Here is a 20,727-nt window from a genome sequence, read left to right on the forward strand (position 1 = left end):
GCTTACTGAGGCGTTTTGGCCGGTAAGAGGTGTTCCTTGAACGGAAGATCAGCGGGTACGCTGATTCCGCTGGCCAGCCACTGACTGCTCCACCCCAAAATGAGGTTCTTGGACCAATCTGCAACTAATAGAAATTTTGGCACGAGTACCGACTCCTGCCACCACGAATCCTGCTGTACCGGCCCCAGGCTCAACAGCCCGACCGCCACAACCACCAGCAACGCACCCCGTGCGGCGCCGAAGGCCATGCCGAGAAATCGATCGGTCCCGGAGAGGCCGGTGACACGTATCAACTCGCCAATAAGATAATTGACCATCGCCCCCACCAGCAGCGTGGCGATGAACATGATGGCGCAGCCCGCGATGACGCGAGCCGAAGGTGTCTCGATGTATCCGGCCAGGTAGACAGACAGTGAACCACCGAACATCCAGGCTACGACTCCTGCGATGATCCAAGTCAGCAACGACAGTGCTTCTTTTACGAAGCCGCGGCTTAGACTGATCAAAGCGGAGATGGCGACGATTGCAACAATCGCCCAATCAACCCAGGTAAATGGCACGTTTGAGCCTACGGACGGATAAGGCGGCGCATTTTAGCAGAGCGCCGGGCTATCGGTAAGCGGTGATTACGACCGCTTTGCAAATCAGTAGTTTGTGACGAACCTACTCTATTTCAACCCAACCATAAAACTAATGTGGGAGGGGGCTTGGCCCCGATAGCAGTGGGTCAGCCAGCACATCTATCGCTGACCCACCGCTATCGGGGGCAAGCCCCCTCCCACATTTTGACTGCATTGCCCTACTTATTAGCCGCGCTCAGGCTGGAAGCGGGTCACGAAACCTTTCAGGTTCTGCTGGCGATCCAGCAAATCCCGCAGGCGGTCGGCCTCGGCGCGCTCGATCAGCGGCCCGATAAATACCCGGTTCTTGCCGTCGGCACTGCGGATATAGGCGTTGTAACCCTGGCTACGCAGCTTTTTCTGCAGGGCATCGGCACCTTCGCGATTACCCAGGCTGGCGACTTGAATCGACCAACTGATCGGCAAGCCATTCGGATCGATCCGGCTTTGGCCGACATCCGGCTTGCCCGGCGCTGCAGGTTGCGGCGCCACTGGCTTGGGCGCAGCTGCCGGGGCAGCAGGCTTGGCGGCTGCGACAGGCGCTGCCGGAGCAGGCTTGACCACCGGCACGCTCGGCTGCACCGGCATCGACGGCGCCTGCTGCGCAGCCACCTCATCGTCGCTCGGCACAGGCTCTTCTTCCGGCAAGGCCTGCGGCTCGGGCACCACCACCGGCTCAATCTGCACCTGTGGCACTGCCGGCGCCTGGGGCGCGGCGGGTGCTTCAACCACTACCTGGCGCTCTTCGTCCTGGCGGGAGAACAGCATCGGCAGAAAAATCACCGCCAATGCCACCAGAACCAGGGCTCCGACCATTCGCTGCTTGTATGCGCTATCCAGTAATGCCATGTGCAGCTTCCTCCGTGGAGCGCCGGGCCAACCATTCGAGCGCCTCGGCAACACAATAAAATGATCCGAACAACAGAATCTCGTCGTCGGCCGTTGCCACCGCACACTGCGCCTCAAGGGCAGACGTCACGCTTGCATACGACGCCACCGGCGCACCAAGGTTCTGCAAGGCCACTTCCAGTTCGGCGGCCGCACGGCTACGCGGCGAATCCAACGGCGCGACGGCCCAAGCCTGGACACTGCCCAGCAACGGTGCAACCACGCCGTGCAAATCCTTGTCAGCAAGCAAACCAAATACCGCAAGGCGGCGGCCGACCGGCGGCGTACGCTCCAGGCGCTTGGCCAGGTATTCGGCCGCATGGGGGTTGTGCCCCACATCCAGCAGCAGGTTCAGGCGCTTGCCTTGCCATTCGAATGCACGGCGGTCCAGGCGCCCGACCACGCGGGTCGCCAGCAATGTCGCGGCAATCTGCTCGGCATTCCACGCCAGGTCCAGCAGCAGATAAGCCTGCAGCGCCAGCGCCGCGTTTTCCATCGGCAGATTCAACAACGGCAGGTTATGCAGCTCTACGGCTTGACCACGCGCATCACGCCCGCGCCACTGCCAGTGCTGATCACCGATCTCGAGGCTGAACTCACGGCCGCGCAGGAAGAACGGGCAATCGAGCTCGCGCACTTTGTCCAGCAGGGTGTGCGGCGGGTCGATGTCACCACAGAGGGCAGGCTTGCCCTGGCGGAAGATCCCGGCCTTTTCATAGGCTACGGATTCGCGGGTATTGCCCAGGTAGTCGGCATGGTCCACGCCGATGCTGGTCACCAGCGCCAGGCCGGCATCTACTACGTTGACCGTGTCGAGGCGCCCGCCCAGGCCCACTTCCAGCACGACCACATCCAGTTGCGCACGCTCGAACAGCCAGAACGCCGCCAGGGTGCCCATTTCGAAGTAAGTCAGGGAAATCTCGCCTCGGCCCGCATCGAGTGCGGCAAAGGCTTCGCAGAGCTGCTCGTCAGTGGCTTCGACGCCATTGAGCTGCACCCGCTCGTTGTAGCGCAGCAGGTGCGGCGAGTTGTACACGCCGACCTTCAGCCCCTGGGCCTGCAGCAGCGCCGCGACAAAGGCACAGGTCGAGCCTTTGCCGTTGGTACCGGTCACCGTGATTACACGCGGCGCCGGGCGCCCCAACCCAAGGCGGGCCGCTACCTGTTGCGAGCGCTCCAGGCCCATGTCGATGGCTGACGGATGCAACTGCTCTAGGTAGGCGAGCCATTCGCCAAGGGTACGTTGGGTCATAGGTTTGCAGGCACCGGCGGCACAACGATTGGCTCGACTTTAGGCGCGACGTACACCGGTGTCGGCAGGCCCATCATTTGCGCCAGCAGGTTACCCAGGCGTGGGCGCAGCTCGCCACGCGGCACGATCAGGTCGATTGCACCATGCTCCAGCAGGAACTCGCTGCGCTGGAAGCCTTCCGGCAGTTTTTCACGCACGGTCTGCTCGATTACACGCGGGCCGGCAAAGCCGATCAGGGCTTTTGGCTCGCCGACGATCACGTCACCCAGCATTGCCAGGCTGGCGGAAACGCCGCCGTAGACCGGGTCGGTCAGTACGGAGATGAACGGAATGCCTTCTTCGCGCAGACGCGCCAGCACCGCAGAGGTCTTGGCCATTTGCATCAGGGAGATCAGCGCTTCCTGCATGCGCGCACCACCGGAGGCGGCGAAGCAGATCATCGGGCAACGGTTTTCCAGAGCGTAGTTGGCGGCGCGCACAAAGCGCTCACCGACGATGGCACCCATGGAGCCGCCCATGAAGGAGAACTCGAACGCCGACACCACTACAGGCATGCCCAACAGCTTGCCGCTGACGGAAATCAGCGCGTCTTTCTCGCCCGTCTGCTTCTGGGCGCCGACCAGGCGGTCCTTGTACTTCTTGCTGTCGCGGAACTTGAGACGGTCAACCGGCTCCAGGTCAGCGCCCAGCTCATTACGGCCCTCTGCGTCGAGGAAAATGTCGATGCGGGCGCGGGCGCCGATACGCATGTGGTGGTTGCACTTGGGGCAAACATCCAGGGTCTTTTCCAGCTCAGGGCGGTACAGCACCGCATCGCAGGATGGGCACTTGTGCCACAGACCTTCAGGAACCGAGCTTTTTTTCACCTCGGAACGCATGATCGAAGGGATCAGTTTGTCTACTAACCAGTTGCTCATGCTTTCTTTCTCCAGTACCGGTGGCTTGAACTCAGCCCCGCGTATGCCCTTGAGCTAAATTCATATGTGGCGATGATGCATGCTGGACGGGGTCAGACGTTCGACCGGCCATTTCCCGCATGCCTCCTCAGCCTTCCAGACAACCTGCCCGTGCAGGGTTGCCACTTCATTTCCGGGCTACCCACAGGCGGCGCCGGGCTGTTTTACACAGTGGTAGTTATGGACGGCGGCAGACTGCCAGCCGTCACATCCCGCCACCGCTGTTACGCACAGCCTGCATGAATGCGCGAATCTTACTGCGATCCTTGATGCCCTTGCCCTGCTCCACCCCACCACTGACATCCACCGCGTAAGGGCGCACCTGCTCGATGGCCGCCGCGACATTCGCGGGGTTGAGGCCTCCGGCCAGGATGACCGGCTTGCTCAGCCCCTCGGGAATCAGCGACCAGTCGAAGGCCTCACCGGTACCACCGGGCACGCCTTCGACATAGGTATCCAACAGGATCCCGCGCGCGCCGCCATAGGCAGCGCAGGCACCCGCGATGTCGTCACCGGCCTTGACCCGCAATGCCTTGATATACGGGCGCTGGTAGCTTTCGCATTCGTCCGGGGTTTCGTCGCCGTGAAACTGCAGCATATCCAGCGGCACGGCATCCAGGGTTTCATTGAGTTCGCAACGGCTGGCGTTGACGAACAGGCCCACGGTGGTCACGAACGGTGGCAACGCGGCAATAATCGCCCGCGCCTGCACCACGTTCACCGCCCGCGGGCTTTTGGCATAAAACACCAAACCAATGGCGTCCGCGCCCGCCTCGACTGCCGCCAGCGCGTCTTCTATGCGGGTAATCCCGCAAATCTTGCTGCGAACGGCTGGCATATCGTAGAAACCTCAGGGGTTGAACCGAGAAAGTCCCGGATGGTAACAAAAGCTTTTCCGGGCGTCAGCCGCCAAGTTCGCTGAAACCTGTGAGGAAGTGTGGCCCGATGAAACGCTCGGGCAGTTCGAACTCGTCGCGGTACTCCACATCCACCAGGTAAAGGCCGAACGGGTGCGCGGTCACACCGCCGGTACGGCGTATGCGGCTCTCCAGTACTTCCTTGGCCCATTCCACCGGGCGCTCGCCGGTGCCGATGGTCATCAGCACACCCGCAATGTTTCGTACCATATGGTGCAGGAATGCCCCGGCGCGGATATCCAGCACGATCATCTTGCCGTGGCGCGTCACCCGCAGGTGATGGACTTCCTTGATGGGCGACTTGGCCTGGCACTGCCCGGCACGGAAAGCACTGAAATCATGCACGCCGACCAGGTGCTGCGCGGCCTCAGCCATGCGCTCGGCATCCAGCGGGCGGTGGTTCCAGGTGATTTCTTCGTTCAGGTGCGCCGGGCGGATCTGGTCGTTGTAGATCACATAGCGATAACGCCGGGCAATGGCCTTGAAACGCGCATGAAAGTGCGCCGGCATGACCTTGGCCCAGCTGACACTGACGTCATGGGGCAAATTGATATTGGCGCCCATTACCCACGCCTTCATGGTGCGTTCGGCCTGGGTGTCGAAGTGCACCACCTGGCCGCAGGCATGCACACCGGCGTCGGTACGCCCGGCGCACATCAGCGACACCGGCGAGTCGGCGACTTTTGACAGGGCCTTCTCCAGGGTTTCCTGCACGGTCAGCACGCCGGACGCCTGGCGCTGCCAGCCGCGGTAGCGCGAGCCTTTGTATTCCACGCCCAGGGCGATGCGGTAAAAGCCTGCGGCCGCCATTTCGGCGGCCGCGTTATCTATATTTGCCAAGAACTGAGAGCCTGATGAGTTGCGCAAAGGCGGCCATTATAAAGGCGGCAACCGCGTGGCGGGCGCTTTTGTTAGGGATTGCTGTAATGCAAATGTGGGAGGGGGCTTGCTCCCGACGGCGGTAGTTCAGTCACAGATGTGTCGACTGACAAACCACCATCGGGAGCAAGTCCGCCTCCCACACCTGTTTTGCATGCCCCGTCAAATGCGGCCGAGCATTTCCTTGGCCTCGCCGCGCTGCCCTTCGTTACCTTCGGTCAGCACCTCGGAAAGAATGTCCCGTGCGCCGTCCATGTCGCCCATGTCGATATAGGCCTGGGCCAGGTCGAGCTTAGTGGCCACCTCGTCCGAACCGGACAGGAAGTCGAACTCCGGCTCATCATCGCCCAGCGCGGCATCTTCAGCGGTGAACGAAGGTTCGATGGACGGATGCTCAAGGCTCTGGGACAGGCGATCCAGTTCTGCGTTGACGTCGTCCAGTTCCGACGCAAAAACGTCAGGCTCGGCAGGCGTTTGCGGCTCATCCGCCAGGGACAAGTCGAAGTCCTCCGGCAGGTCGAAGTCTTCCGGCGCCGCGGGGGTCAGGGTCGGTGGCTCGACCGCCGGCACGTCCTTCATCTCGTCCTCGAGGCCCGAGAGAAAGTCATCGTCGGATTGCGTGGACGTCGGTGCATCCAGTTGCAGGTCCAGGTCGAAGTCCGACAGCTCATCCGGGGCGGCCTTGGCTGCGGTCTGCTCCTGCAGCAGCGACTCGAACGTCGGCTCGGCATCCGCGACCACGGCAGGCGAGGCCGCTTCCAGATCGTCCAGGCTCAAATCGAAATCGGTGTCGAAGGCTTCCGGCGCTGCCGGGGCCGGCTTGTCTTCCAGCAAGTCCTTGACGTACTGGGCGTCCAGGGCAGCAGCGGCCACCGCGGCACTGACACCAGCGGCCAGCACGGCCATGGCCGGGAAGCGACTCTTGAGCTGCTCGACCTGGGCATGGTTTTCACCATTGGCCACCAGTTGACGCTCCTGGGTAACGAAGCCGTCCTTATCGTTTTGCAGGCCGTAGACCTCCATCAGCTTCAAACGCAGGTCACTGCGCTTGGGCTCATGCTTGATTGCCTGCTCCAGCACGTCCGCCGCCTGGTTCAGGTGGCCACGATCAACCAGGGACTGGGCCTGCGCCAGCGCATCGTTGGCGTTTTGCGGGGCCACGGCGACAGCCAGCGGCGCCAGCACGGACGCGACGCTCGGTACCGCCACGACTGGCTCGACAACAGGCGCCGATGCAGGAGCGGCTGCCAGCTTGACGTTCGGCGGTGGCACTTCGAGGCCTTCGAAGCTATCCGGCGGCAGGTCGTGGTCGATATTCGAGGTGAACTCCGGCTCTTGCGCCAGGGCTCGCGCCATGCGCAGGTGCTTTTCTTCCTCGCGACGGGCGTTGCGATGGCGCGCCCACAACAGCAGGAGCAACAGCACCAGCAGGCCTGCCGCACCGCCCACCACACCGAGTACGATCGGACTGGTCAGCAGGTCGTTGAACTTGCCTTCGGCAGTGGCGGGCGCAGCATCCGGCTTGATCGGCTCGGGCGCTGGCGCAGGCGCTGCCACGCTCGGCGTGGCCTCGGTGGCTGCCGGAGTGCCCGTAGGCGCAGCAGCCAATTGAGCCGGCATCGCTGCCGTAGCCTGCGCCGCCGGGTCACCTTTTTCAGCCTGCAGACGGGCCAATTGATCGTTTTTCAATTGAATCAGTTTTTGCAGCTTGTCCAACTGGCTCTGCAAGTCGGCCGCGCGGCTTTTCAGCTCTTCGTTGTCGCGGCGAGTGGTGTCCAGTTGCTCTTGGGTCATCGCCAGCTTGTCGCTCAGGGCCTGGCCGTCACCGGCCTTGCCCTTGCCGCCCTTCTTGGCCGCTTCAGCCGAGACCAGGCTCAAATTGTCCTTGGCATTGGTACTCGCCGGCGCATTCCCGGCCTGGGTCCGCTTGGTGGCGTCCAGTTGTTGCTTGCCCGCAACTTGATTAGTCGCCCCGCGCCGCCCCTGGCGCCAGGCGGCGTTTTGCGCAGTCACTTCAGCAATCGCCGCAGGTTGCGACAGGCTGGTCGCCTGCACACGATCGGGCAGCCGCAGGACTTGGCCGGTTTTCAGGCGGTTGATATTGCCATCGACAAAAGCATCAGGATTGAGCGCCTGGATAGCCAGCATGGTTTGCTGGACCGAAGCACCATTGCGATTTTTTTCCGCAATTTCCCACAAGGTATCCCGAGCAGTCGTGGTGTGCTGGGCCGCCTTACTGATCGCCGGCGCAGCGCTGGCAGGTGCGCTCAAGCGCGGCGCAGGCGGCGTGGCGGCCGGTGCCGATTGATCGAACTTGGCCGGGTCGAGCAGCACACTGTAGTCGCGCATCAGACGGCCATTAGGCCACTGCACCTGCAACAGGAAACGCACATAGGAATCGGGCAGCGGCTTGCTGGAAGTGACGCGCACCACACTGCGGCCGCTGGGGTTGACCACCGGTGTAAACGTCAGGTCATCGAGAAACGCCTGGCGATCTACACCCGCATCCACAAAGGCCTGGGAAGACGCCAGGCTCGGCGTGATCTCGGCAGCCGTGAGGCCACCGACATCGAGCAATTCGATTTCCACCGACAACGGCTGGTTCAACTTCGACTTGAGGGTCATCTCCCCCAGCTGCAGCGCCTGCGCCATACCGGAGGTCAGCGCCGAGGCGGCCGCTATTGCTAACACCAGTTTGCGAACTTGAACCATAGCCTCATCCTTTGTCTGAACACTCCCCGGCCTGCGAGAAGGTTGGTAACCGCTGCCATAAGGCATGGCGAGCCGATAGGTTACCGACACGCTTCTGTTGCACTTCGGGCCAAGCATAGCGCCTGGCTAGAATCAATCTACAAATTGCCGCCAAGTATCTTTTACGCAAGACCTTTTATCAACAACTGCGCCAGCTGCACGGCGTTTAGTGCGGCGCCTTTGCGTACGTTATCTGACGTCAGCCACAGATTTAGTTCCGCCGGGTCATCCACCCCCGCACGCACTCGGCCGACATACACCACATCCTGGCCGACCGCGTCACCCACCGCAGTGGGGTAGTCGCCCTCTTCCACCAGCTCGATACCCGGCGCTGCGTCAAGTGCGCGGTTGACGGCGGCCAGGTCGACCGCCGCGCCCAATTGCAATGACACAGTCAGGCTATCGCCAAAAAACACCGGGGCTTGAACGCAAGTTGCGGAAATCTTTAGTAAAGGTGTTTCCAGCACTGCACGCAGCTCGTGTACGAGACGTTTCTCCAGGACTGTATGACCCTGGGTATCCGGCGTGCCGACTTGGGCCAACAGATTGAAGGCCATCTGCCGATCAAAAAATTGCGGCTCCAGCGGGCGCACATTCAACAGCTCGGCGGTTTGCCGGGCCAGCTCGCTGACGGCTTCACGGCCCTGGGCAGACACGGCCAGGTTGGCGGTGACGCTGACGCGCTGGATATCCAGCAGGTTGCTCAATGGCGCCAGAACGACGGCCAGGTTGGTAGCGGACGGGCTTGGGCTGCTGAGCTGGAAAGGTTTTTTCAGCCCCTTGAGCACGTGCGCGTTGGCTTCCGGCACCACGCGAGGTGCCTGCTCGGCAGGCAAGGCGCCCGACAAGTCGATCACTGAACACCCTGCCGCCGTGGCGCGTGGCGCGAAGCTCAAGGTCACCGCCGGGCCGGCCGCGAAGAATGCCAGCTGCACTTTGCTGAAGTCGAATTCGTCGACTTCCTTGACCCGTACGTTCTTGCCGCGAAAGGGTACTGAAGCACCGGCTGAATTGTTACCGGCCAACAGGTACAGGGTGCCCACCGGAAAACTCAGCTCTTCGAGAATCTGCACCAGGGTTTCACCCACGGTGCCGGTGGCGCCGATCACGGCGATTTCAAAGGTCTGGGTCATGGGGGCTGCCTCGGGCATTGCGGGGGGAGCGGCACTTTACCGGGTGGTTGGGGGTGAGGCAATTGGGCTGGGCCCTGGGGTGAGGCTGATGGCCCCATCGCGGGCAAGCCCGGCTCCCACATTTTGATTTGTGAACACAGCCAAATGTGGGAGCTGGCTTGCCTGCGATGAGGCCCTCAAGAGCAACAAAAAACCCGCGCCTGTCACCAGAACGCGGGTTTCATCCTACCAGCAGCGATCAACGCTCCAGCAGAATCCGCAGCATACGACGCAACGGCTCAGCCGCGCCCCACAGCAGCTGGTCGCCAACCGTGAACGCGCCCAGGTACTGGGTGCCCATGTTCAGCTTGCGCAGACGGCCAACCGGTACATTCAGGGTGCCAGTAACCTTGGTCGGGCTCAGCTCCTGCATACTGATATCGCGGTTGTTCGGCACCAGCTTGACCCATGGGTTGTGCTGGCTGATCAGCCCTTCGATATCGGCGATCGGCACGTCTTTGTTGAGCTTGATGGTCAGCGCCTGGCTGTGGCAACGCATGGCGCCGATGCGCACGCAGATACCGTCCACCGGGATTGGGCTCTTGAAGCGACCGAGGATCTTGTTGGTTTCGGCCTGGGCCTTCCACTCTTCGCGGCTCTGGCCGTTCGGCAGCTCTTTGTCAATCCAAGGGATCAGGCTACCGGCCAATGGCACGCCGAAGTTCTCGGTCGGGTAAGCGTCGCTGCGCATGGCTTCGGCCACGCGGCGGTCGATGTCGAGGATCGCGCTGGCCGGGTCGGCCAGTTGATCGGCGACCGCGGCGTGGGTTGCACCCATCTGCTTGATCAGTTCACGCATGTTCTGCGCGCCGGCACCGGAGGCCGCCTGATAAGTCATGGCGCTCATCCACTCGACCAGGCCGGCTTCGAACAAGCCGCCCAGGCCCATCAGCATCAGGCTGACGGTGCAGTTGCCGCCGACGTAGTTCTTGGTGCCGGCATCCAGTTGCTGGTCGATGACCTTGCGGTTCACCGGGTCGAGGATGATCACCGCGTCGTCCTGCATCCGCAGGCTCGAGGCGGCGTCGATCCAGTAACCCTGCCAGCCGGCTTCGCGCAGCTTGGGGAAGACTTCGCTGGTGTAGTCGCCACCCTGACAGGTCAGAATCACGTCGAGGGTTTTCAGCTCTTCAATGTTGTAGGCGTCCTTGAGCGGGGCAATATCCTTGCCCACGGACGGCCCTTGGCCACCCACGTTCGAAGTGGTGAAAAACACCGGCTCAATAAGATCGAAATCCTGCTCTTCCAGCATCCGCTGCATGAGCACGGAACCGACCATACCGCGCCAACCGATCAGACCTACACGTTTCATCGCAACTACACCTTGTTAAAAAGTGGGCCGACTTGCAGCAACATCTGCAAGCGGGCCCGAGAGATTACAGATTCCGCAGCGCGGCGACTACTGCGTCGCCCATTTCTTGCGTACCGACCTTGGTGCAACCCTGCGACCAGATGTCGCCGGTGCGCAAACCCTGGTCCAGCACCAGGCTCACAGCTTTCTCGATGGCGTCTGCCGCTTCGCTCAGGTTGAAGCTGTAACGCAGCATCATCGACACCGACAAAATCGTCGCCAGCGGGTTGGCAATGCCCTGGCCCGCGATGTCCGGCGCCGAGCCATGGCAAGGCTCGTACATGCCCTTGTTGTTGGTGTCCAGGGACGCCGACGGCAGCATGCCGATGGAGCCGGTGAGCATCGAGGCCTGGTCGGACAGGATGTCGCCGAACAGGTTGTCGGTGACGATCACGTCAAACTGCTTGGGCGCGCGCACCAGTTGCATGGCGGCGTTGTCGACGTACATGTGGCTCAGTTCGACGTCCGGGTAGTCCTTGGCAACTTCTTCAACGATCTCGCGCCACAGCTGGCTGGACGCCAGTACGTTGGCCTTATCGACCGAGCAGACCTTCTTGCTGCGCACGCGGGCCATGTCGAAACCGACACGGGCGATACGGCGGATTTCGCTCTCGCTGTACGGCAGGGTGTCGTAGGCCTGGCGTTCGCCATTCTCCAACTCACGCACACCGCGTGGCGAGCCGAAATAGATACCGCCGGTCAGCTCACGCACGATCAGGATATCCAGGCCCGCCACCACTTCCGGCTTGAGGCTCGAGGCATCCGCCAGTTGCGGATAGAGGATGGCTGGGCGCAGGTTGCCGAACAGGCCCAGTTGCGCGCGGATTTTCAGCAGGCCGCGCTCAGGGCGGATGTCACGTTCGATCTTGTCCCACTTGGGGCCACCCACGGCGCCGAGCAGCACGGCGTCGGCCGCACGGGCGCGGTCCAGGGTTTCGTCGGCCAGGGGCACGCCGTGCTTGTCGATGGCCGCGCCGCCGATCACGTCGTGGCTCAATTCGAACCCCAGGCTGTATTTGCTGTTGGCCAGCTCCAGGACTTTGACCGCTTCGGCCATGATTTCCGGACCAATACCGTCGCCAGGGAGAATCAGAATCTGCTTGCTCATGCGTTCCTCATTTCATCAAGCGACCCGCCCGTGGGCAGGTCGGGAAAAATAATCAGCGTTCGGCAAAGGCCACCAGCACGTCGGTGCTGAAGGTGCCGTCGGCTTGAATCTCGTAGTAATCGCGGACTTCCTGGCCCATCGCTTTTTGCAGCTCAAGGATTGCAGCGCGCAATACCTCTGGCGTACGCATGCGCTCGACCCACGAGGTGTATTCCAGGCGCAGGCGTTGACGGCTGCTGGTGCGCACATGCAAACCGGCTTCGCTGAGCTGGCGCATCCATTCGGCGGCGGAATAATCGCGCACGTGGCTGGTATCGCGCAGCACTTCGACGGTTTGCAGGTAAGTGTCCAACAACGGGCTGCCCGGTGACAACACATCGACGAATGCCGCCACGCCGCCCGGCTTGAGCACCCGGCGCACTTCACGCAGGGCAAGGCCCAGGTCGCTCCAGTGGTGGGCCGAATAGCGGCTGAACACGAAGTCGAACTCGCCATCGGCGAACGGCAGGCGTTCGGCCGCGCCGTTTACAGTGCTGATGTTGCTGAAGCCGCGATCTTGCGCTGCGGCGGCGACCACATCGAGCATCTGTTGGGACAGGTCGTAGGCCACCACTTCTTTTACCAACGGCGCCATGTGAAAGCTGACATGACCGGCACCGCAGCCCAAATCCAGCAGTCGCGCACTGCCCTGCCCGGCCAGTTCGGCCTGCAGCAGCGCGAATTCGGTGCCTTGGGCGTGCACGGCACTGCTCAGGTAGGCCGAGGCTTGCTCGCCGAATTGTTTTTGCACGACTTGGGTGTGGGCGGTGGTGGCCATGGTGGGCTCCTTGGGTTTTGTGTTGTTAACACTGGTCTCATCGGGGGCAAGCCTCCTCCCACATTTGATTGCATTTCAACTGAAGAAACTCGGTCGAATGTGGGAGCGGGCTTGCTCGCGAAGGGGTCAATCCGGTCTACATAGAGTCAGGCGTCGCGAAACAACCAAGGCTGGCTAGCGCGGTGCTTGGCTTCAAAGGCGGCAATCGCGTCGCCGTCCTGCAAGGTCAGGCCGATATCGTCCAGGCCGTTGATCAGGCAGTGCTTGCGGAAGGCGTCCACTTCAAAGTGGTACACCTTGCCATCCGGACGGGTCACGGTTTGCGCGGCCAGGTCGACGGTCAGCTGGTAGCCCTCTTCGGCTTCCACTTGCTTGAACAGTTCGTCGACTTCTTCATCGGTCAAGATGATCGGCAGCAGGCCGTTCTTGAAGCTGTTGTTGAAGAAAATGTCGGCGTAGCTCGGCGCGATGATGCTGCGAAAGCCATATTCTTCCAGGGCCCACGGCGCGTGCTCACGGCTGGAGCCGCAGCCGAAGTTTTCCCGGGCCAGCAACACGCTGGCGCCCTGGTAACGCTCGGCGTTGAGCACGAAGTCCTTGTTCAACGGGCGCTTGGAGTTGTCCTGGTAGGCGTAGCCCACGTCCAGGTAGCGCCATTCGTCGAACAGGTTCGGGCCGAAACCGGTGCGCTTGATCGACTTCAAGAACTGCTTGGGGATGATCTGGTCGGTGTCCACGTTGGCACGATCCAACGGCGCGACAAGACCTGTGTGTTGGGTAAAAGCTCTCATCGGGTATTCCTCAGATCAATTCGCGAACGTCGATGAAACGACCGTTGACGGCAGCAGCAGCGGCCATGGCCGGGCTGACCAGGTGGGTACGGCCACCGGCGCCCTGGCGCCCTTCGAAGTTACGGTTGGAGGTGGACGCGCAATGCTCGCCCGACTCCAAACGGTCCGGGTTCATCGCCAGGCACATGGAGCAGCCCGGCTCGCGCCACTCAAAACCGGCTTCGAGGAAGATCTTGTCCAGGCCTTCGGCTTCGGCTTGCGCCTTGACCAGGCCCGAGCCCGGTACCACGATGGCTTGCTTGATGGTCGAGGCCACCTTGCGGCCCTTGGCGATGACCGCCGCGGCGCGCAGGTCTTCGATCCGCGAGTTGGTGCAGGAACCGATGAAAACGCGGTCCAACTGAATGTCGGTGATCGCCTGGTTGGCTTGCAAACCCATGTATTTCAGGGCGCGTTCGATGGAACCGCGCTTGACCAGGTCGGTTTCCTTGGCCGGGTCCGGCACGTTCTGGTCCACAGCCAAGACCATTTCCGGCGAGGTGCCCCAGCTGACTTGCGGCTTGATCTGGGCGGCGTCCAGCTCAACCACGGTGTCAAACACCGCATCGGCATCGGACACCAGGTCTTTCCAGGCTTCGACCGCGGCATCCCAATCGGCACCCGCCGGTGCGAATGGGCGACCTTTTACGTATTCGACGGTTTTCTCATCCGCCGCGACCATGCCCACGCGGGCACCGGCTTCGATGGACATGTTGCAGATGGTCATGCGGCCTTCGATGGACAGGTCGCGAATCGCGCTGCCGGCGAACTCGATGGCATGGCCGTTACCGCCGGCGGTGCCGATCTTGCCGATCACGGCGAGCACGATGTCCTTGGCGGTCACGCCGAACGGCAACGTGCCTTCGACCTTGACCAACATGTTCTTCATTTTCTTGGCGACCAGGCACTGGGTGGCGAACACATGTTCCACCTCGGAGGTGCCGATGCCATGGGCCAGGGCGCCGAACGCACCATGGGTGGACGTGTGGGAGTCGCCGCAGACCACGGTCATGCCGGGCAAGGTCGCGCCCTGCTCCGGGCCGATGACGTGGACGATGCCTTGACGCACGTCATTCATCTTGAATTCGGTGATGCCATATTCGTCGCAGTAGTCGTCGAGGGTCTGCACCTGCAAACGCGACACGGTGTCGACGATCGCGTCGATGCCGCCCTTGCGCTCCGGGGTCGTCGGCACGTTGTGGTCCGGGGTGGCGATGATCGAGTCGACGCGCCAAGGCTTGCGCCCGGCCAGTCGCAGGCCTTCGAACGCTTGGGGCGAGGTCACTTCATGGATGATGTGACGGTCGATATAGATCAGCGACGACCCATCATCGCGCCGTTTCACTTCATGGGAATCCCAAAGCTTGTCGTAAAGCGTTTTGCCGGCCATCAGTCGGTCCTCATCAGCGGTGTTTCTCTATGCCAGGCTTTTCAATAACCCTTTGGCTTGTGAGGCTGATGGTATGGCGCTACATTAAATAACTCAAATTCATATTTTTTATGCTTTGGATTACCAACTGGAATACCACCATGGATCTGGCCAACCTTAACGCCTTTATCGCCATCGCCGAGACGGGCAGCTTCTCCGGCGCCGGTGAGCGCCTGCATCTGACCCAGCCAGCCATCAGCAAACGCATCGCCGGCCTGGAGCAACAATTGAAGGTGCGCCTGTTCGACCGTCTGGGCCGCGAAGTCGGTTTGACCGAGGCCGGGCGCGCCTTGCTGCCGCGTGCCTATCAGATCCTGAACGTGCTGGACGACACCCGCCGCGCGCTCACCAACCTCACCGGCGAAGTCAGCGGCCGCCTCACCTTGGCCACCAGCCACCATATCGGCCTGCATCGCCTGCCGCCGGTATTACGCACCTTTACCCGGGAATACCCGAACGTGGCGCTGGATATTCAGTTTCTCGATTCGGAAGTGGCCTACGAAGAAATCCTCCATGGCCGCGCGGAAGTGGCCGTCATCACCCTGGCGCCCGACCCGCACCACCTCGTACGTGCGACCCCGGTGTGGGACGACCCGCTGGACTTTGTAGTGGCGCCCGAACACAGCCTGACCCTCAATGGCCGCATCAGCCTGGCCGATATTGCCGGGCACCCGGCGGTTTTTCCCGGCGGCAACACCTTTACCCACCATATTGTGAGCAAATTGTTCGAAGCCCAGGGCCTGACACCGAACATCGCGATGAGCACTAACTACCTGGAAACTATAAAAATGATGGTTTCGATCGGCCTGGCCTGGAGCGTTTTGCCGCGCACCATGCTCGATGACCAGGTGGCAAGCATCGCTTTGCCGGGCATACAGCTCAGTCGCCAGCTAGGCTATATCGTGCACACCGAAAGGACGCTGTCGAACGCTGCGCGGGCTTTCATGAGCCTATTGGATGCACAGGTCGATCTGCCAGGGATACCGGCATGAAGCTGTGCGGCCTCAAGGTCTGAATAGAACCGCGCCGAACGCCCATTGAGCGAAGGCCCTTTGATAATGCGCAACCCCGCCGATTCCGTGCCACCCTTGCCCCGCATTTACGCCCTTGACCCTCAAGAGGCGGAGCAAAGCTGGGACAGCGCCCCGCAGTTGCTGGCGGCGCTGAATGCTGCTCGGCTGGGTGCATGGTGCTGGGAAATCGACAGCGGGCGCATCAGTTGGTCACGGGGCACCCAGGCGCTGTTCGGCTACGACCCCCGCCAGCCGTTGCCCAAGGACCTCGACTACCTCGACCTGCTCGCGCCGCAGGATCGCGCCCGCGTGGTACGGGCCTTCCACGCGGTGCTGGCGGGCGAGCCATTCGAGCAGGCCATGCATCACCACATCCAGTGGCCGGATGGCAGCCATCATTGGCTGGAAATCAACGGCAGCCTGGCGCCGGACAAGGCCGGCCGGCGCCGCATGATCGGCGTGATCCGCGAGACCACTCGCCAGCGCGAGCGCGAGCACGCCCTCAGCCATTCCGAAAAACGCTTCGCCACGCTGTTTCACCTGTGCCCCAACATGGTGCTGCTGACCCGCCAGTCCGACGGCCTGATCAGTGAAGCCAACCAGTATTTCCAGATGCTGTTCGGCTGGCCACTGGCCGACGCCTTGGGCCGCACCACCCTGGACCTGGGCCTATGGCGCTACCCCGAACAGCGCGCACAGCTGGTCAAGGCCACCCAGCGCAAGGGCGAGCCGATTACCATGGAGGTGCAGTTTTGCGCCAGCAACGGCCAGATCCACGATGGCACCCTCAGCGCGCAAAAGGTCGAACTGGAAGGCGAGGCGTATTTACTCAGCACCTTCCTCGACACCACCGAACGCAAAAATGCCGAGCAAGCCCTCAAGGACAGCCAGGAGCGCCTCGACCTGGCCCTGGACTCCGCGCAACTCGGCACCTGGGACTGGCACATCCCCAGCGGCATGCTCTACGGCTCGGCCCGCGCCGCCCAATTGCATGGTCTGCCGCCCGAACCCTTCCATGAATCTTTTGACGCGTTCTTCGAGGGCATGCCGAATGAAGAACGGGAAAACATGCGCAATGCCTATCGGACCTTGCGTGAAGGCCCCGCCGGCAATTACCAACTGACCTACCGCGTACAAATGGAGGACGGCAGCTCACGCTACCTGGAAAGCCGCGCCCGCCTCTATCGCGACGACCAGGGTGTGCCGCTGCGCATGGCCGGTACACTGCTGGACATCACCGACCAGGTCGAGCGCGAACAACGCCTGAGCGCCTCCGAAGAGAAATTCGCCAGCCTGTTCCAGGCCAGCCCGGATCCTATCTGCGTGACCTGCCTGGACAGCGGCGAGTTTATCGAGATCAACCCCGCTTTTACCCAGACCTTTGGCTGGACTGCAGCCGAGGTGATCGACAAAAGCGCCGAGCAGATCGGCCTGTGGGACGAGTCAAGCAAACGCCTGCAACGCATCGAGCGGGTGATTCGCGAACAGGCGCTGAGCAATGTGGCGATTGTGGTGCATCACAAGGATGGCCAGGCCCTGACCTGTGTGATTTCCAGCCGGATGATCAAGGTCGGTGACCAACCGTGCATCGTCACCACCCTGCGCGATATCACCCAGCAACAGCGCTCGGAGGCGGCGTTGAAGGCCAGCGAGGAAAAATTCGCCAAGGCCTTCCATTCCAGCCCCGACGCGATTTCTATCACCGAGCGCGACACCGGCCGCTATGTGGAGGTCAACGATGGCTTCTGCCGCCTGACCGGCTACCGTGCCGATGAAGCCATCGGCCTGACGCTGTACCAGATCGGTATCTGGGCAGATGAAAACCAGCGCTCGGCACTGCTCGCCGAACTGCAGATCAAGGGGCGTATCCACCACCTGGAAATGCTCTGGCACAACAAACGTGGCGAAGTGCTGGCGGTGGAGGTGTCGGTGGAGCCCATCACCCTCAATGAAACCCCGTGCCTGCTGCTGACCGCACGGGACGTGAGCCTGCTGAAAAACGCCCAGGCGCAGATCCGCCACCTGGCCTACCACGACCCGCTGACCAACCTGCCCAACCGCGCGCTGCTGATGGACCGCCTGAGCCAACAGATCGCCCTGCTCAAGCGCCACAACCTGCGCGGGGCCTTGTTGTTTCTTGATCTCGACCACTTCAAGCACATCAACGACTCCCTCGGGCACCCGGTGGGCGACACCGTGCTGAAAATCGTCACTGCGCGCCTGGAAGCCAGCGTGCGCATGGAGGACACCGTGGCGCGCCTGGGCGGCGACGAATTCGTGGTATTGCTCAGCGGCTTGGACGGCACACGCACCGAAGTCAGCAACCAGGTGCAGGAACTGGCCGACACCCTGCGCGAACTGCTGTCAGAACCGATGTTTCTGGATGGGCACCGCCTGCAGGTCACGCCGAGCATTGGCGTGGCATTGATTCCCGACCACGGCTCAACCCCCGCCGACCTGCTCAAGCGCGCCGACATCGCGCTGTATCGCGCCAAGGATTCGGGGCGCAATACCACGCAGATGTTTCACAACAGCATGCAAAAAACCGCCAGCGAGCGGTTGCGCATGGAAACCGACCTGCGCCTGGCCTTGTCGCGTGGCGAATTCAGCGTGCATTACCAACCGCAGGTTGATGCACGCGGCAACAAAATCGTCGGTGCCGAAGCCCTGGTGCGCTGGCAGCACCCGCAGCTGGGCGCGCAGTCGCCGACTGAATTTATCAAGGTACTGGAAGACAGCGGGCTGATTCTGGAGGTGGGCACCTGGATCCTCGACGAAGCCTGCGCCACCTTCGGCCAGTTGATCGCCGACGGCCTGGTAGACCCGCTGAATTTCAGCCTGTGCGTGAACATCAGCCCCCGGCAGTTTCGCCAAAACGACTTTGTGGAGCGGGTAGAACGCAGCCTGCGCGCGCACCAACTGCCCTTTAGCCTGCTGAAGCTGGAAATCACCGAAGGCATCGTGATTCAAAACCTGGACGACACCATCAGCAAAATGCGCCGCCTGAAAAAGCTCGGCATCAGTTTTGCCATGGATGATTTCGGCACCGGCTACTCGTCCCTGACCTACCTCAAACGCCTGCCGGTGGATGCCTTGAAAATCGACCAGTCGTTTGTGCGTGATGCGACCCATGACCCGAACGACGCGGAAATCATCCGCGCCATCGTGGCCATGGCGCGCAGCCTGAACCTGGAGGTGATTGCCGAAGGCGTGGAAACCCTGGAACAACTGGCATTTTTGCAGGGACTTGGTTGCCATTTGTATCAGGGATACCTGCACAGCCGGCCGTTACCCGTGGAAGGTTTCAGGCGGTTGCTGGTGTAGTGTCTACCAGCCTTATCGCCGTGTAGCCGGGGTTGTTCCAGTGCGACGACGCCAGCGACGACTTGGAGCCATACCAGTCCAGGCTGCCATTCACCACGGCCACTGAGTGCCCCCCACTTGCCAGGGTGCCCAACGCCCCCTTGGCCAATTCTCCGGCAGTGCTGGGCCGTGTGTAGGCATACAGGCCCAAGCGGCGAAAGGCTTCACCTGGGTATTCGCCATTGTTGAGCGTTTGCATCGCCGTCTCAAAACTCTCTGCGGCGCGGAACTCATGGTTTTCCTTCATGGCTCGCTTTGCACTCACCGCATACAAGAAGTTGGCATCCTTGAGCAGCGCTTTGTCAGGGCCTGCGAGGTTTGAACCTTGCTCGGCCTTTTTCAACTCATCAAAGGTCAAGTGCAGTGAATGACCGTCGCGCATGCTTACGTGATAGCCGTCGGCGGTCTCGCGGATGTTTTTATAGATACTCGTTGGGTTCTGTCCAAACTTCATCATCGCCGCCTTGATCGCCGATACGGTGACGCAATTGCCCTCGACGCCCTGGTAGAAGCCGCCCCAGATATTGCCGGGTTTGACGCCTACCGACACGTTGGAAACGCTTACGCTGCCCTGCTCGATCGAATAGTCATCATCGGTAATATCATCACCCGTAAGCATGTAGCCGTAAGTGCGCCGAACCGGCTCCTGCCTCTGATGATCATGCTGTCGCCCCTCCAGCACCAACCCTGCGCCGAAGTTGCGGGTGTCAACCACGCCGACCGCACCCTTGGCCTGCATCTGGTCCGTCGACACATCTTGCATAAAGCCAACCATGCCCATGCCCTTCAGCGCTCGCTTGGATGTTTCGCCTTCGAGGGTCTTGGCCAGGGCCGCATCGAAACCATTGCCCAGCGAAGAGTAAGGCCCTTCCAGTTGCTTGCGTTTGACGAAAGCCGCAAAGATAAAATTGGCATCCGTTATTGCACCCGGGTCATTGCCGGCAAACCTTGAGGCGCGCGTTGCGCGCTGCAACTCATCCTGAGTCAGATGAACGCTGAAGCCGTCCTTCATGGTCACGTCATAGCCACCCGCAACGGGAGTCACCTGATCAAATACATCGGTGGGGCTTTGACCAAACCTGAGCATCATCATCTTGATAACAGCAGCGTGAGTGCTGACATCAAAGTACTCACCAAAGCGGCGCTCCGTGGCGATGAATGCATTTGTAACATCCTTGGGTTTTTCGCCGTTCTTGCGCGATGAGAAGTTTATTGTGGGTACTTCGCCCCGCGCGGGTTGTCGACTGTTCTCCGAAAAAGGAACTAGCGCAGCTTGCGAAAACTCAGTGTCTTTTATTTTTATCAAAGGCATACAGCTGGCCGAAACTGAACTCATAATTTTACACCTCGTAGAGGTAGCGTTAATAAGCGATCACCGGGT

The 20,727-nt window shown here is 61.5% G+C and carries 16 protein-coding genes; 2 read left to right on the forward strand and 14 right to left on the reverse strand.

Annotated features, from left to right (window positions below; genetic code table 11):
- Positions 1 to 2: 2 nt before the first annotated feature.
- The 13 genes from CXQ82_RS21095 to leuC form a co-directional block, all read right to left on the reverse strand.
- The gene (locus CXQ82_RS21095; protein WP_003192538.1) at positions 3 to 560 is read right to left on the reverse strand and encodes a CvpA family protein; all 558 of its coding nucleotides are present in this window, start codon (positions 558 to 560) and stop codon (positions 3 to 5) included.
- 246 nt (positions 561 to 806) lie between these two features.
- Complete coding sequence (locus tag CXQ82_RS21100) at positions 807 to 1,469, reverse strand: SPOR domain-containing protein (protein ID WP_101272128.1); 663 nt, start codon at positions 1,467 to 1,469, stop codon at positions 807 to 809.
- Positions 1,453 to 2,760, reverse strand: coding sequence for a bifunctional tetrahydrofolate synthase/dihydrofolate synthase (gene folC, locus CXQ82_RS21105; RefSeq protein WP_101272129.1), 1,308 nt, complete (start codon positions 2,758 to 2,760; stop codon positions 1,453 to 1,455). The genes CXQ82_RS21100 and folC overlap by 17 nt, the downstream gene beginning before the upstream one ends.
- Positions 2,757 to 3,677 (reverse strand): acetyl-CoA carboxylase, carboxyltransferase subunit beta, encoded by a 921-nt coding sequence (gene accD, locus CXQ82_RS21110; RefSeq protein ID WP_101272130.1) that lies wholly within the window; start codon positions 3,675 to 3,677, stop codon positions 2,757 to 2,759. The genes folC and accD overlap by 4 nt, the downstream gene beginning before the upstream one ends.
- Before the next feature lie 244 nt (positions 3,678 to 3,921).
- A complete protein-coding gene (locus CXQ82_RS21115; protein WP_101272131.1) occupies positions 3,922 to 4,554 on the reverse strand; it encodes a phosphoribosylanthranilate isomerase in 633 nt (210 codons plus the stop codon).
- A 64-nt stretch (positions 4,555 to 4,618) separates the two neighbouring features.
- Entirely contained in the window at positions 4,619 to 5,443 is an 825-nt protein-coding gene (gene truA / locus CXQ82_RS21120) for a tRNA pseudouridine(38-40) synthase TruA (RefSeq protein ID WP_101272132.1), read from the reverse strand.
- Between the two features lie 231 nt (positions 5,444 to 5,674).
- Positions 5,675 to 8,224, reverse strand: coding sequence for a FimV/HubP family polar landmark protein (locus CXQ82_RS21125; RefSeq protein ID WP_101272133.1), 2,550 nt, complete (start codon positions 8,222 to 8,224; stop codon positions 5,675 to 5,677).
- 161 nt (positions 8,225 to 8,385) lie between these two features.
- Entirely contained in the window at positions 8,386 to 9,396 is a 1,011-nt protein-coding gene (locus CXQ82_RS21130; protein ID WP_101272134.1) for an aspartate-semialdehyde dehydrogenase, read from the reverse strand.
- A 238-nt stretch (positions 9,397 to 9,634) separates the two neighbouring features.
- Positions 9,635 to 10,747, reverse strand: coding sequence for an aspartate-semialdehyde dehydrogenase (gene asd / locus CXQ82_RS21135; RefSeq protein ID WP_101272135.1), 1,113 nt, complete (start codon positions 10,745 to 10,747; stop codon positions 9,635 to 9,637).
- Positions 10,748 to 10,811: 64 nt separating this feature from the next.
- Positions 10,812 to 11,894: a 3-isopropylmalate dehydrogenase gene (gene leuB / locus CXQ82_RS21140; protein ID WP_101272136.1), complete on the reverse strand. Its 1,083-nt coding sequence runs from the start codon at positions 11,892 to 11,894 to the stop codon at positions 10,812 to 10,814.
- Between the two features lie 52 nt (positions 11,895 to 11,946).
- Positions 11,947 to 12,711 (reverse strand): class I SAM-dependent methyltransferase, encoded by a 765-nt coding sequence (locus tag CXQ82_RS21145; RefSeq protein WP_101272137.1) that lies wholly within the window; start codon positions 12,709 to 12,711, stop codon positions 11,947 to 11,949.
- A gap of 146 nt (positions 12,712 to 12,857) precedes the next feature.
- Positions 12,858 to 13,502 (reverse strand): 3-isopropylmalate dehydratase small subunit, encoded by a 645-nt coding sequence (gene leuD / locus CXQ82_RS21150; protein WP_010209061.1) that lies wholly within the window; start codon positions 13,500 to 13,502, stop codon positions 12,858 to 12,860.
- A gap of 10 nt (positions 13,503 to 13,512) precedes the next feature.
- Positions 13,513 to 14,931 carry a 3-isopropylmalate dehydratase large subunit gene (gene leuC / locus CXQ82_RS21155; protein WP_058419749.1) on the reverse strand — a complete coding sequence of 473 codons (1,419 nt, stop codon included), beginning with the start codon at positions 14,929 to 14,931 and terminating at the stop codon, positions 13,513 to 13,515.
- A 140-nt stretch (positions 14,932 to 15,071) separates the two neighbouring features.
- Between leuC and CXQ82_RS21160 the strand changes: the two genes are divergently transcribed.
- Positions 15,072 to 15,962 carry a LysR family transcriptional regulator gene (locus CXQ82_RS21160; protein ID WP_101272138.1) on the forward strand — a complete coding sequence of 297 codons (891 nt, stop codon included), beginning with the start codon at positions 15,072 to 15,074 and terminating at the stop codon, positions 15,960 to 15,962.
- Between the two features lie 66 nt (positions 15,963 to 16,028).
- Positions 16,029 to 19,307: an EAL domain-containing protein gene (locus tag CXQ82_RS21165; RefSeq protein WP_101272139.1), complete on the forward strand. Its 3,279-nt coding sequence runs from the start codon at positions 16,029 to 16,031 to the stop codon at positions 19,305 to 19,307.
- On the opposite strand, the gene CXQ82_RS21170 is transcribed toward CXQ82_RS21165, so the two are convergent.
- On the reverse strand, positions 19,288 to 20,682 hold the full coding sequence (locus CXQ82_RS21170; RefSeq protein WP_157832185.1) for a hypothetical protein: 1,395 nt from the start codon (positions 20,680 to 20,682) through the stop codon (positions 19,288 to 19,290). The two genes, CXQ82_RS21165 and CXQ82_RS21170, sit on opposite strands and share 20 nt — an antisense overlap.
- Positions 20,683 to 20,727: the final 45 nt, after the last annotated feature.

Origin of the sequence: Pseudomonas sp. S09G 359 (assembly GCF_002843605.1) — a bacterium.
Classification (GTDB): Bacteria; Pseudomonadota; Gammaproteobacteria; order Pseudomonadales; family Pseudomonadaceae; genus Aquipseudomonas.